This is a genomic window from Sphingomonas sp. MMS24-J45, from assembly GCF_044881195.1.
Taxonomy (GTDB): Bacteria; Pseudomonadota; Alphaproteobacteria; order Sphingomonadales; family Sphingomonadaceae; genus Sphingomonas.
On record NZ_CP173255.1, the window covers coordinates 1,809,561 to 1,822,314 of the forward strand.

The window sequence follows — 12,754 nt, forward strand, 5'->3', positions numbered from 1 at the left end:
GGGCGCGCGCTGGCGGAAGTTCACTGGAAAGTCACGCGAACGCGCGCTTTTCGCGCAGATCCGGGATAGGCAACCGCAGCAAGAATTTTGCGCGGATCGGGCGGCAAATCGACGGTTGGAAAGAGCGAATCGATCATCGCATGGTCGGGCGGTTGTAGGACAGCGCGACGTTCAGCGTGTCGGCCACGCGGCCAAGGTCGCGCTGGTGATTGACAGCAGGGCGTCGCGTGTCGCCCCGTCACGCGCCAGCACTGACATGCCCTGGATCACCGCCATCACCAGCCCGGCCAAGGCGGTGGAATCCGTACCTTGGGGCAGCGTGCCGCGCGCGATGTCGCGATCGATTCGGTCCGCGAGGTGGCGCGCGATCGTGGTGCGGATGTCGGCGACGGCGCGCTGGACGGCGGCGGAGTCGGGTGAGCCGCTGGCGGTGGCGCTGGCCAGCAGGCAGCCTTTGGGAGTCGTATCGCCGGTATAGGCGATGGCGGCTCCGGTCAGCAGGTCGCGCGCGGCGTCATAGGCGGTGGGCGCACCTGCGATCCGGTCCGCCATCGCCTGCGGATCCCCTGCGTAGCGCCGCACCGCTTCCAGAAAGAGCCGCTGCTTGTCGCCGAACGCGGTGTAGAGGCTGGGTGCGGTGACGCCCATTGCGGCGGTCAGATCGGCGATCGAGGTGGTTTCATAGCCGTGCCGCCAGAAAGCGAACATCGCCTGTTCGAGCGCGGCGTCGCGATCGAACGAGCGGGGACGTCCGGTCTTGCGCGGCGGGGCGAGCGGTTGCTCGCTTGATGGTTTCATAGTGACCGTTCCGAAATGTCTTGACCTTGGGGCACGGAATGATAGCAGGAATTACATAACGAACGCTATGAAAGTTTGACTCCCATGTCGCTCACCGATTTTCGCACGCTTGGCCGCTCCGGCCTCGTCGTCAGTCCGCTCGCACTCGGCACGATGACCTTTGGCCCCGGCGGCTGGAATGCCGACGACCAGACCGCGCGGGCGATGTTCGATGCGTATCGCGACGCGGGCGGCAATTTCATCGACACCGCCGACATCTATTCGGGCGGCGAGAGCGAGCGGCTGATCGGGCAGTTTCTCAAGGACAGCGGATCGCGCGACGACATCGTGCTGGCGACCAAATTCGGTTTCAACGCATCGGCCAACCCGCTGAGCGCCCGGCAGAGCGGCGGCGGCAATCCCAATGCCGGGGGTGCGGGGGCCAAGAACATCCACCGTGCGCTCGATGCCTCGCTGAAGCGGCTCGGGACCGATCATATCGATCTGTACTGGATGCATATCTGGGACGGGGTGACCCCGGCGGCGGAGATCGTCCAGACGCTCGGCGACCTCGTCCGCGCGGGGAAAATTCGCTATTATGCGCTGTCGGACATGCCGGCGTGGCTGGCAATGCAGGTCGCGACGATCGCGCGTGAGCGCGGGGTGCCGGGGCCGATCGCGCTGCAGCTCGAATATTCGCTGGTCGCGCGCGATGTCGAGGCTGAACATTTCCCCGCCGCGCACGAGGCGGGGATGGCGGTGGTGCCGTGGAGTCCGCTCGGCGGCGGGTTCCTGACCGGCAAATATGCGCGGGGGGACACGGCGGATAGCGGTCGCCTGAGCGGGCCGAACCCGTTCGGCGACAGCAAGTTTGCCGAGCGCAACTGGGATATCTTGGAGGTGCTGAAGGCGGTGGCGGGCGAAGTCGACCGGCCCCCCGCGCAGGTCGCGCTCGCCTGGGTGATGGTGCGCAAGGGCGTCGGATCGACGCTGATCGGCGCGCGGACGGTGGCGCAACTCGAGAGCAATATCGCCGCGACGACGATCGCGTTAAGCGAGGATCAGATGCAGCGGCTCGACGCGGCGAGCGCGCCGGTGCCGGGGTTCAGCGCGTCGCTCGCCCAACCGGGTGTGCGGCGGATGGTGTTCGGCGGGCACGGCGTCGCCGGGTGGGGGGAGCGCTAAATCTGGATGACGTCAGGCCGCGACCGGCGCACTGGCCTTTCCGCTCGCGCCCAAACTAAGACGTTGAGAGCGGTTGTGTCTTGCCCCAAGAGCCGCCGGTCCCATTCCACGTGACTGCGCCAAGCACGAAGTTCTGGCCGCACGACGGACATTGGAAGCGATACAGAACTACATCATCCTGTGGGCTGCTCTCTGAAAAGTCGTCAAATGCGACGACGCCCTTCATCGGCCCCGCATCGATCTGCTCGATGTCGCCGTCCGACAACGCTTGCCGAACGGTGCAAACGACCTTGAATAGCTCGCCGGGCGTCCGAATGGGGACGTGTTGATCCATATTCTGGCAGCGTTCACACGTCACTCTGAAGTGACTACTATCCGTTTGGAGATCGCGCAAACGTCCGCTTTGTGCGCCGCTGGCTTGAATGCGGAACGGCAGGTAGTCACCCACCTTCAGACGTTTGCCCCTGTGCGGGAAAGCCGCCGTTTATGCGGTCACGATACCCGCGTAATCCGTTCGCCTGAGCCTGTCGAAGGGCCTCTCTCAAAACGCCAAGCGCGCGCCTTTTTCGACGGGGCTTCGACAACCCCGGATCAGGTCCGGGGCCGAACGGGTTTGAGACAATCGCGCCTGGCAGCAAACGGCCTTAGCCAAGCGCGGCCAGCTTCGCTTCCTGCCGGTCGAGCTCGGCGCGCGACAGCTTTTCGCTTGCGGTCTTGAGCTGGCCGCACGCCGCGTCGATGTCGCGCCCGCGCGGGGTGCGGACGGGCGCTGAAATCCCGGCGTCGAACACGATCGTCGAGAAGGCCCTGATCCGCTCCGGCGTCGAACATTCGTACGCTGCGCCGGGCCAGGGGTTGAACGGGATGAGGTTCACCTTGGCCGGCAGATCGAACTTGCGCAGCAGCCGGACGAGCTCGCGCGCGTCCTCGTCGCTGTCGTTCTTGTCCTTCAGCATGACATATTCGAAGGTGATGCGCCGCGCATTGTTGGCGCCGGGATAATCGGCGCAGGCCTGCAGCAATTCCTCGATGCCGTATTTCTTGTTGATCGGCACCAGCTCGTCGCGGACTTCCTTGGTGACGGCGTGCAGCGAGATGGCGAGGTTGACCGAAATCTCCTCGCCCGCACGCGCGATCAGCGGCACGATCCCGCTGGTCGACAGCGTGATGCGGCGGCGCGACAGGCCGATGCCGTCGCCGTCCATCACGATCTTCATCGCATCGCGGACATTGTCGAAATTGTAGAGCGGCTCGCCCATGCCCATCAGCACGATGTTGGTGAGCATCCGGCCCTCGGGCTGGCTCGGCCATTCGCCCAGCGCATCGCGCGCGAGCATCACCTGGCCGACGATTTCCGACGGCTCAAGATTGCGCACCAGCCGCATCGTGCCGGTGTGGCAGAAGCTGCAATTGAGCGTGCAGCCGACCTGGCTGGAGATGCACAAAGTCCCGCGATCGGCATCGGGGATGAACACCATCTCGTAATCATTGCCGTCATCGGTGCGCAGCAACCATTTGCGCGTGCCGTCGGTGGAGACTTGCGCCTCGACCACTTGCGGGCGGCTGATCGTGAAGCGCTGGGCGAGCCAGGGCTGCATCGTCTTCGAAATGTCGGTCATCAGCGCGAAATCGGTGACGCCGCGATTGTAGATCCAATGCCACAGCTGTTTCGCGCGCAGCTTCGCCTGCTTGGGGTCGAGCTGCGAGGTTTCGAGCGCCATGCGCAGATCGGCCTTGGTCAGGCCGAGCAGATCGATCCGGCCGTCGCTGCGCGGGGTCAGCGCGCGGGGCACGGGAACGGGATCGATATGGCCGGGAATGGCCATGAGGGTCGTCGCGGAATTGGGCATGGGGTCGATGTAGTCGAAAACGGCGCAACTTTCCAGCCGCGCGCGCTAGCGCCGCACGCACCCCAACGTCGCCGCGTCGATCGCGGTGGCCGCGCCGCGCAGAGCATAGACGTCGGCAAAGGGCGTGCCCGATTTGGCGAGCGTTTCGACACTCATGCTGCGGCTGGAGCGGATCGCGGCCACGATCGCGGCGTCGGCTCTGGAATCGGGTGCCCAGGCATCGGCCCGCCCGGCGACCAGTTCGAAGCGGCGCTCGCCGATCGATAGCGTGACACGCGATTGCGGGTCGCGTTCGCGGCTCAGGCGGATGTGGAGCTGGTTGCGCGCGCCCTTGCCGGGCCAGGTGGCGACGCTGGCGAAGGGTCGCCAGCTCGATGCGCCGCCGGAGCGGACCGGCTCGGCTATCGCGTAGCAGCGCGCGGGCGATGCGTCGGCGAAGGCGCCCCAGCTGTCGAACACGCCAAGCGATTCGCGCGCGGCGGCGGGGCTTGCGATCAGCAATAATGCCGCCGCCCAGCGCTTCATGCCGGGGCGTGGCCGGTGCCGCGGTGGACGATCGTTTCCACGCCGCGCTCTATCAGCACGACTGACCCCTGCGGCAGGCCGGGCGCTGCGGGCGCGCCATAGCCGGGCACGTTCTCCGTGCCGGTCATCACCCCGCGCAGCACGCGGCTGGAAATGCCGTGCATGATGACCAACCGGTCGCCCGGATCGTCGGCGGTATCGGCAAGCCAGCCCGACACGCGCGCGGCGATCTGCGGATAGGTTTCGCCATCGGGCGCGGGGAACAGCAGGCCGCGTTCGCGATCGACCACTTTCTCGCCTGCCTCAGCCAGCGCGGCGTAATAGGCCCCGCCCCAACGGCCCATCCCGATTTCGACCAGTCGCGAATCGGTGCGGGCGGCGTGCCAGTCGAGTTCGAGGTGCTCGGCGATGATTCCGAGCGTCTGCAAGGCGCGGCCGGTGGGGGAGGCCCAGAGCGTCAGCGCCGGTTTCGCCCCCAATTTTTCGCGTAAGGCCCGGCCCATTTCGTCGGCTTGCGCGAAACCGGCGCGGGTGAGGGGGGTGTGAATATGGTCGCCTTGCAGCCGTCCTGCGGCATTGAAGACCGTTTCGCCGTGCCGCGCGATGAAATCGCGGCCACTTCTGGGCGGCAATGCGGCGTTGGTTTCCATGGCCCGCCTTTCAACCCCGTGTGGCGCAAAAGCAACGATTTTCCTTGTTGTCTGAGGTTCATGAAACTCCGCGCCCGCTCACCTATTTGAGCAGTCCCACCAGGGATCGGTGGGTTGTACAATGGAGTTATCCCAATGCGTAAGCTTACCCTCACCGCCGCTGCGGCCACCTTTGGCCTCGCGCTTGCCGCCCCCGCTTTCGCCCAGGACGGCCCCCCGCCGTCGGCCGATGACCGCGCCTTCTCCGGGCCGCGCGTCGGCGTCATCCTCGGCTATGACAAGCTGCAGCCCGGCCGTGGCCCGAATTCCGACATCAGCAGCGACCGCAAGGCCGACGGCCTGACCTATGGCGGCGATTTCGGTTACGACGTTGCGATGAACAATTTCGTGATCGGCGCCGAAGGTGAGATCACCGGCTCGACCGGCGACGTCAGCAACAACCCGGTCAACGCTGCGGCGCTCGGCTATGGCTCGGTCAAGCAGGGCCGTGACCTCTATGCCGGTGCGCGCATCGGTTACATCGTCGCCCCTTCGACGATGATCTATGCCAAGGGTGGTTACACCAACGCCCGGCTCGATCTGACCGCGAACGACGGCACCACGACGACCGGCCGCCACTATAATCTGGACGGTTACCGCGTCGGCGCAGGCGTTGAGCAGAAGATCGGCCGCACCACCTATGCCAAGCTCGAATATCGCTATTCGAACTACGGCAATGCGCGCCTTGAGTACGCCAACGGGTCGAACACGAACAATTTCAGCGTCGATACCGACCGGCATCAGATCGTCGCTGGCGTAGGCGTCCGATTCTAAGCCAACTGTCCCGTTCGCGGGCGTAAATCAGGGGTCGGAGCGCTTGCTCCGGCCCCTTTTATGTTTAAGGAATGGGACACGGCGAATTGCCTCCGGTGCGCACTGCGTCACACGGAGATACTTGAGGGCGGCGGCCCGGGGGAACATGATGAAAGCGACGATCGAACGCGCGACTCTGTTGAAGGGCTTGAGCCACGTCCAGTCGGTGGTCGAGCGGCGCAACACGATCCCGATTCTGTCGAACGTGCTGATCGAGGCGACCGCGGAGGGTGGCCTGAAGCTGATGGCGACCGACCTCGATTTGCAGATCAACGAGACGATAGCAGCAGCCGTGGATCAGCCCGGCGCGACCACCGTTTCTGCGCACACCTTGTTCGACATCTGCCGCAAGCTGCCCGAGGGGAGCCAGGTCAGCCTTGCCGCTGCGGATGGCAAGATGACGATCATGGCAGGTCGCGCGAAGTTCCAGCTCGGCACGCTGCCGCGCGACGATTTCCCGGTGATCGCCGAGGGCGAGCTGCCGATTTCGTTCGAGCTTCCGGCGGAAACGCTGAAGCAGATCATCGACAAGACACGCTTTGCGATCTCGACGGAAGAGACGCGCTACTATCTGAACGGCATCTTCTGGCACGTGTCCGACGACCCGCAGCCGGTGCTGAAGGCCGCCGCGACCGACGGCCACCGCCTCGCGCGGATCACGCTGCCGCGGCCCGATGGCGCGGAAGGGATGCCCGACGTGATCATCCCGCGCAAATGCATTGCCGAACTGCGCAAGTTGCTCGACGAGATCGACGGGTCAGTCGGTGTATCGCTGTCGGCGACCAAGATCCGTTTCGACCTGGGCCAGGCGCTGCTCACGTCCAAGCTGATCGACGGCACCTTCCCCGATTACAGCCGCGTCATCCCGACCGGCAACGACAAGATCCTGAAGATTGACCCGCGCAGCTTCGAGGAAGGCGTCGATCGCGTCTCGACCATCGCGACCGAGAAGACCCGCGCGGTGAAGATGGCGCTCGATCGCGACAAGATCATCCTGTCGGTGACCAGCCCTGAAAACGGCACCGCGGCTGAAGAAGTGCCGGGCGATTACACTGCGCTCGGTTTCGAGATCGGCTTCAACAGCCGCTATCTGCTCGATATTCTCGGGCAGCTGCACGGCGACACGGTCGAAGTGCACCTTGCCGACGCCGCTGCGCCGACGCTGATCCGCGAGAATGACAAGTCGGCGGCGCTGTACGTGCTGATGCCGATGCGGGTTTGATTGGGGCGTTGTACCACGTCCGTTCAGGCTGAGCCTGTGGAAGTCCTGCCCTTCTGCCACTAGCGCTGGCGGAAGGCAGCCCTTCGAAAAGCTCAGGGCGAACGGACAGCCCGCCCCGACTCCTTACGCCGGAATCTGCTGCGAGATGCAGTGGAAGCTGCCGCCGCCGGTGAGGATCGCGTCGGCGCGGAGGCCGACTGCCGTTCGGTCCGGGAACAGCGCCTGTACCGCCGCGACCGCCGCATCGTCATTGGGGGCGCCGTAAAGCGGCACGACGACGGCGGCATTGCCGATGTAGAAGTTCATGTAGCTGGCCGGCACGATCTCCTCGTCACGCAATACGCGGCCGGGGGAGGGGATGCGCACCACCTCCAGCCCCTCGACCGCAGCGGCGGCTTGCGCGGCGCGTTGGTAGACCAGCCAGTTGGGGTCGTTCTCCGCCGCCTCGGGGATAGCCAGCACGCCGGGCGCGACGAAGCGGGCGAGATTGTCGACATGGCCATCGGTATGATCATGCATCAGCCCGTCGCCGAGCCACACCACCTGCACGAAGCCAAGATCGTCGTGCAGCCGCCGCTCGATCTCCGCCTTGGATAGCGCGGGATTGCGATTGGGGTTGAGCAGGCATTGCTCGGTCGTGACGACGAGGCCGGTGCCGTCGCCATCGAGCGCGCCGCCCTCGAGGATCCAGCCGCAGCTTTGGACGTGCAGTCGTTTGCGCTGCGCAAGGCGCAGGCCGATGTCGTCGTCACCGGGCAAATCGTATTTCCCGCCCCAACCGTTGAAGCCGAAATCGCGCGCGGTGCCGTCCGACAACAGGATCGGCCCGGTGTCGCGCAGCCAGATGTCGCCGAACGGCTCGACCACGACATCCGCGGCATCGCCCGCCATCTGCTTCGCCGCGCGCGCCGCTTCGTCATCCGCCGCGACAAGGATGACGCGCTCGCCGCGCCCATCGGCATAGACCGCGCGCGCGAAGGCGGTGACCTCCTCGCGCGCCGGTTCGAGATCGTCTTCCCACAGTTCGGGATGGCTCGGAAAACCGATCCACACCGCCTTGTGCGGTGCCCATTCGGCGGGGGAGGGGGCGGTTCATGCTTACTTCCTGGCTTCGGGATGGTCGCGGTCGCGAATGGCGCGGAATTCGGCGGTCTTGTACCAGTTCGGCCAGTCAGACCCCTCAGCCAGCGCGCGGCCGAGGCCGTAATAGAGCTGCAGATCCTCGACCGCGCCGGACCAATCCCACGCCGCATTATATTCGTCCTGCGGCTTGTGGTAGCGGTTTTCGATGTAGTCGAGCGTCGCTGCATGGCCTGCGGCTTCCCCGCCGACGCGCAAATTCTCGCCCGATTCGCCGTAGAACATTGGCACGCCGAGCTTGGCGAACATGAAATGGTCGGAGCGGAAATAGCTGCCGCGTTCGGGGTTGGGTTCGGGCTTCACCACGCGGCCCTGCGCGGCCACGAGCTTGGCCATCATGTCCTCTAACTCGGACTTGCCCGCGCCGGTCACGACGAAATCGCGCGCGCGGCCGACCGTGTTGAGCCCGTCCATGTTCACGCCGCCGACGGTGGTCGCCATCGGATAGATCGGATGTTCGGCATAGAAGCGCGATCCGAGCAGGCCGCATTCCTCGCACGTGACCGACATGAACACCTGGCTGCGTCGCGTCGGGCCGGCCTTCACGCTCGCCTCGGCAAGAGCCACCAGCCCGGCGGTGCCGCTCGCATTGTCGAGCGCGCCGTTGCAGATGCCGTCGCCCTTCACGGGCGTGCAGTGACCGAGATGGTCCCAATGCGCGGTATAGAAGACATATTCCTTCGGGCGGGTCTTGCCCGGCAGGATGCCGATGACGTTCTTCGACGCCTGGCGCTTGATCGTGTTGGTGAAGCTGACCGACGCGGTCAGCCCGAGCGGCACTGCCTTGAAGCCCTTGACCTTGGCGGCGGCGCTGAGCGCGTCGAAATCCTGGCCCGCGCTGGCGAACAGTTCCTTGGCGCGGGCGAGCTGCATCCAGCCGATCGCATCGCTTTGATCGGCATGGTCGCCCTTCTCGTCGAGTTCGAGCTGCGGCCCGGTGTTGCTCGACTGGACGACGCCCCAACCATAAGCGGCGGGTTCGGTATCGTGGACGATGATCGCGGCGGCGGCGCCCTGGCGCGCGGCCTCTTCGTACTTGTAGGTCCAGCGGCCGTAATAGGTCATCGCCTTGCCTTCGAAGAGCCCGGTGCGCGCGCTCGATTGCCAGTCGGGATCGTTGACCAGGATGAGGACGGTCTTTCCCTTCACGTCGACGCCGGCATAATCGTTCCAGCCGCGTTCGGGCGCGTTGATGCCATAGCCGACGAAGACGACCGGGCTGTCCTTCACCGCGATGCTGGGCGCGACCTTGTAGCTTTTGACCACGACATCGTCCCTGAAGGCGAGGGTGAGCGGGGTCTTGCCGCCCGCGATCGTCATCGGGGAGACATTCTCGGCGGTCATCTCGACCAGCGGGACGTCCTGAAACCAGCCGTCGCCGGGGCCGCCGGGGTTGCCGGGCTTCAGGCCCGCTGCCTTGAAGCGTTTCACGAGATAGGCAGTGGTCTTCTCCTCCCCCGCGCTGGTCGGCTTGCGGCCTTCATAGGCATCGGAGGAGAGCGTCTGGGTCACGTCCTTCAGGGTCTGGACACTGATCGGCGGGGTGCCCGGGGCTGGTTCGGCCAAGGCCGGCGTCGCCGCGACGACGGTCGCGAGGGCGATCATTCTGAACGTGGTCATCGGCGCACTGCTCCCCTGAATCGATCCCGCTGTAGTGGCATTGGCGGGCGTAGGGCGCAACCGCCGCACCGGCGCTTGCGATCCGCTCCGACTGGCTTATCGTGCGGAGACAGGGGGAGTTTTCGATATGATCGTGCGGTATATTTCGCTGACGGCGCTACTCGTTACGGCGATGCCGGTCCATGCTGCGAGCGACGCGGCGATCCGGTTCGGCGCGCGCGAGGCGGTCCAGCAGATCAGCCTGTCGCCCGATGGCAAGCGTATCGTCGTCATGGCCCCGGATGCCAAGCGTGGGACGCGCGCGATCGTCTATACGCTCGACGACGATACCAAGCCGCCCGTGACGGTGCTCGCGTCGGCGGGTGACAAGGAGCAAATCGATTATTGCCAATGGAGCAGCAACGACCGCCTGATCTGCGGGGCCAGCTTCACCAAGGGTCGGGTGCGCGAGATGATCGCGTTCGACCGGCTTCTGACCGTTGGCGCAGACGGGACCAATCTGAAGGTGCTGAGCGCCGCCCCGTCGTCCAACGCGCTTGATATCATGCAAGATGGCGGCCGCATCATCGACTGGCAGGGTGATGCGAGCGGGAGTGCGGTGTTGATGACGCGCCAGTTCGTGCCGGAGGTATCGACCGGAACCCACGTCAACGTTTCGGACAAGGGGCTGGGGGTCGAGCGTGTCGATCCCGCGACCTTGCGGCGCGTCAGGGTCGAACGACCGCGCGACACAGCACGGGAATATATCACCGATGGCCGCGGCAAGGTTCGCATCATGGGCCTGCGCCCCACCGATGGCGACGGTTACAGCGGAGCCAAGGTCAATTATATGTATCGCACGGCGGACTCGAACGACTGGTTGCCGCTCAGCGTGGTCAGCGGCAATTCGCAGACCTCTTCGGGCTTTGATCCCTACGCGGTCGATCCGACGCTTAACGTCGCGTACGGACTGGATTCGCAGGACGGGCGCACCGCGCTGTTCAAGATCGCGCTGGACGGGAGTCTGAAGCGCGAACTGGTCTTTGCGCGCCCTGATGTCGATGTCGCGGGGCTGATCCGGATCGGGCGGCAACGGCGCGTGGTCGGCGTCAGCTATGTAACCGATCGCCGCGAAACCAATTTCTTCGATCCCGAACTGAAAAAGCTGCGCGTCGCTTTGGCCAAGGCGATTCCGCAGCGACCGCTGATCCAGTTCATCGATTCGAGCGCCGATGAATCGCGGCTGTTGCTGTGGACCGGCAGCGACATCGATCCGGGCGAATATATGCTGTTCGACAAGAAGACGCGGCAGCTTGCCAGCGTGCTGCGCGCGCGGCCGCCGCTCGATGATATGACGCTCGCGCCGGTGAAATCGATCACTTTTCCGGCGGCCGATGGTACGCCGATCCCAGCCTATCTCACGCTGCCGGTCGGCAAGCCTGCCACCAACCTGCCCGCCATCGTGATGCCGCACGGTGGCCCGGGGGATCGCGACGAATGGGGGTTCGACTGGCTCGCGCAATTCTTCGCGGCGCGCGGTTACGCGGTGCTGCAGCCCAATTATCGCGGCTCGACCGGCTATGGCGAAGGCTGGTTCAAACAGAACGGCTTCAAATCGTGGCGCACCGCGATCGGCGACGTGAACGATGGCGGGCGCTGGCTGGTGAAGCAGGGCGTCGCCGCGCCGAACACGCTCGCGATCGTCGGCTGGTCCTATGGGGGATATGCCGCGCTGCAATCGGCGGTGCTCGATCCAACCCTGTTCAAGGTGATCGTCGCGATCGCGCCGGTGACCGATCTGAACACGCTGCGGCACGAACATGACGGTTATAGCGATTTCGCGCTGGTCGACGCCTTTATCGGGAAGGGACCGCATGTCGTCCAAGGGTCGCCCGCGCAGAACGTCGCGCGCATCACCGCGCCGGTGCTGATGTTTCACGGCGACATCGATCAGAATGTCGGCATCGGGGAATCGCGAATGATGGCGAACCGGTTGCGCAGCGCGGGTAAATCGGTCGAGCTGGTCGAGTTCAAGGGGCTGGCGCATCAGCTCGACGATAGCGAGGCGCGGACCGCGATGCTCGATCGCAGCGACAGCTTCCTGCGGGAGAAGATGGGGATGCCGCCGCTGCCGTGATAGGGCGCGGGTAGGGCGGCACAAAAAGGGCGGCTCCTTGCGGGGCCGCCCTTTTGTGTTTCTTGGCTTGAAGCGCCGCGGCGAAGCCGCGTCGTCGGTCGGGGCTTTGGCCCCGCCGGCCGCTCGCGTTGGATGTCCGGATTAGCTTTCGCTAATCCGCGTCATCAACGCGAATAGAATTCGACCACCAGATTCGGCTCCATCTTCACCGGATAGGGTACTTCGTCGAGGGTCGGGATGCGGACCAGGGTTACCTTTGCGGCACCGTCGGGTGCGACATAGTCCGGGATTTCGCGCTCGGCGAGGCTCTGCGCTTCCATCACCAGCGCCATTTCCTTGGCCTTGGCACCCAGCGTGATTTCGTCACCCACGAAGCAGCGACGCGAGGCGATGTTGCACTTCACGCCGTTGACGCGGACGTGGCCGTGGCTGACGAGCTGCCGTGCGGCCCAGACGGTCGGCGCGAACTTGGCGCGGTACACGATCATGTCGAGGCGCTGTTCGAGCAGGCCGATCAGGTTCTGACCGGTGTCGCCCTTCATGCGAGCGGCTTCGGTGTAGCAGGCGCGGAACTGCTTCTCGGTCACGTCGCCATAATAGCCCTTCAGCTTCTGCTTGGCGCGCAGCTGAATGCCGAAATCGCTGACCTTGCCCTTGCGGCGCTGGCCGTGCTGACCGGGGCCATATTCACGCTTGTTGACGGGCGACTTGGGGCGGCCCCAAATGTTCTCGCCCATACGGCGATCGAGCTTGTACTTTGCGGAAGAACGCTTCGACATCAGAAATTCCTAAGGCAAATGCTTCGTGACAAGACCAC

12 protein-coding genes are annotated in these 12,754 nt (G+C 65.1%); 4 read left to right on the forward strand and 8 right to left on the reverse strand.

Going from position 1 to position 12,754, the window contains the following annotated elements; genetic code table 11:
• Nucleotides 1–171 precede the first annotated feature (171 nt).
• Entirely contained in the window at nt 172–798 is a 627-nt protein-coding gene (locus tag AB5I39_RS09060; RefSeq protein WP_404373907.1) for a TetR/AcrR family transcriptional regulator, read from the reverse strand.
• An 84-nt stretch (nt 799–882) separates the two neighbouring features.
• Between AB5I39_RS09060 and AB5I39_RS09065 the strand changes: the two genes are divergently transcribed.
• Nucleotides 883–1,962, forward strand: a complete 1,080-nt coding sequence (locus AB5I39_RS09065; protein WP_404373909.1) for an aldo/keto reductase — start codon at nt 883–885, stop codon at nt 1,960–1,962.
• Nucleotides 1,963–2,017: 55 nt separating this feature from the next.
• Here the strand turns inward: AB5I39_RS09065 and AB5I39_RS09070 are convergent, their stop codons facing one another.
• The 4 genes from AB5I39_RS09070 to AB5I39_RS09085 form a co-directional block, all read right to left on the reverse strand.
• Complete coding sequence (locus AB5I39_RS09070) at nt 2,018–2,410, reverse strand: hypothetical protein (RefSeq protein ID WP_404373911.1); 393 nt, start codon at nt 2,408–2,410, stop codon at nt 2,018–2,020.
• Between the two features lie 196 nt (nt 2,411–2,606).
• Nucleotides 2,607–3,812, reverse strand: coding sequence for a 23S rRNA (adenine(2503)-C(2))-methyltransferase RlmN (gene rlmN / locus AB5I39_RS09075; protein WP_404373913.1), 1,206 nt, complete (start codon nt 3,810–3,812; stop codon nt 2,607–2,609).
• Nucleotides 3,813–3,857: 45 nt separating this feature from the next.
• A complete protein-coding gene (locus AB5I39_RS09080) occupies nt 3,858–4,337 on the reverse strand; it encodes a hypothetical protein (RefSeq protein ID WP_404373915.1) in 480 nt (159 codons plus the stop codon).
• Nucleotides 4,334–4,987 (reverse strand): histidine phosphatase family protein, encoded by a 654-nt coding sequence (locus tag AB5I39_RS09085; protein ID WP_404373917.1) that lies wholly within the window; start codon nt 4,985–4,987, stop codon nt 4,334–4,336. Before AB5I39_RS09085 ends, AB5I39_RS09080 begins: the two co-directional genes overlap by 4 nt.
• A 135-nt stretch (nt 4,988–5,122) precedes the next feature.
• Between AB5I39_RS09085 and AB5I39_RS09090 the strand changes: the two genes are divergently transcribed.
• Nucleotides 5,123–5,800, forward strand: a complete 678-nt coding sequence (locus AB5I39_RS09090; protein WP_404373919.1) for an outer membrane beta-barrel protein — start codon at nt 5,123–5,125, stop codon at nt 5,798–5,800.
• Nucleotides 5,801–5,948: 148 nt separating this feature from the next.
• Nucleotides 5,949–7,061 carry a DNA polymerase III subunit beta gene (gene dnaN, locus AB5I39_RS09095; RefSeq protein WP_404373921.1) on the forward strand — a complete coding sequence of 371 codons (1,113 nt, stop codon included), beginning with the start codon at nt 5,949–5,951 and terminating at the stop codon, nt 7,059–7,061.
• 123 nt (nt 7,062–7,184) lie between these two features.
• On the opposite strand, the gene AB5I39_RS09100 is transcribed toward dnaN, so the two are convergent.
• Together AB5I39_RS09100 and AB5I39_RS09105 are read right to left on the reverse strand one after the other, a co-directional pair.
• Nucleotides 7,185–8,114 carry an agmatine deiminase family protein gene (locus AB5I39_RS09100; RefSeq protein ID WP_404373923.1) on the reverse strand — a complete coding sequence of 310 codons (930 nt, stop codon included), beginning with the start codon at nt 8,112–8,114 and terminating at the stop codon, nt 7,185–7,187.
• Between the two features lie 45 nt (nt 8,115–8,159).
• Nucleotides 8,160–9,821, reverse strand: a complete 1,662-nt coding sequence (locus AB5I39_RS09105) for a M28 family metallopeptidase (protein WP_404373925.1) — start codon at nt 9,819–9,821, stop codon at nt 8,160–8,162.
• A gap of 127 nt (nt 9,822–9,948) precedes the next feature.
• Between AB5I39_RS09105 and AB5I39_RS09110 the strand changes: the two genes are divergently transcribed.
• The gene (locus AB5I39_RS09110) at nt 9,949–11,937 is read left to right on the forward strand and encodes an alpha/beta fold hydrolase (protein ID WP_404365538.1); all 1,989 of its coding nucleotides are present in this window, start codon (nt 9,949–9,951) and stop codon (nt 11,935–11,937) included.
• Between the two features lie 164 nt (nt 11,938–12,101).
• On the opposite strand, the gene rpsD is transcribed toward AB5I39_RS09110, so the two are convergent.
• Entirely contained in the window at nt 12,102–12,716 is a 615-nt protein-coding gene (gene rpsD, locus AB5I39_RS09115) for a 30S ribosomal protein S4 (RefSeq protein ID WP_404365540.1), read from the reverse strand.
• Between the last annotated feature and the right edge of the window lie 38 nt (nt 12,717–12,754).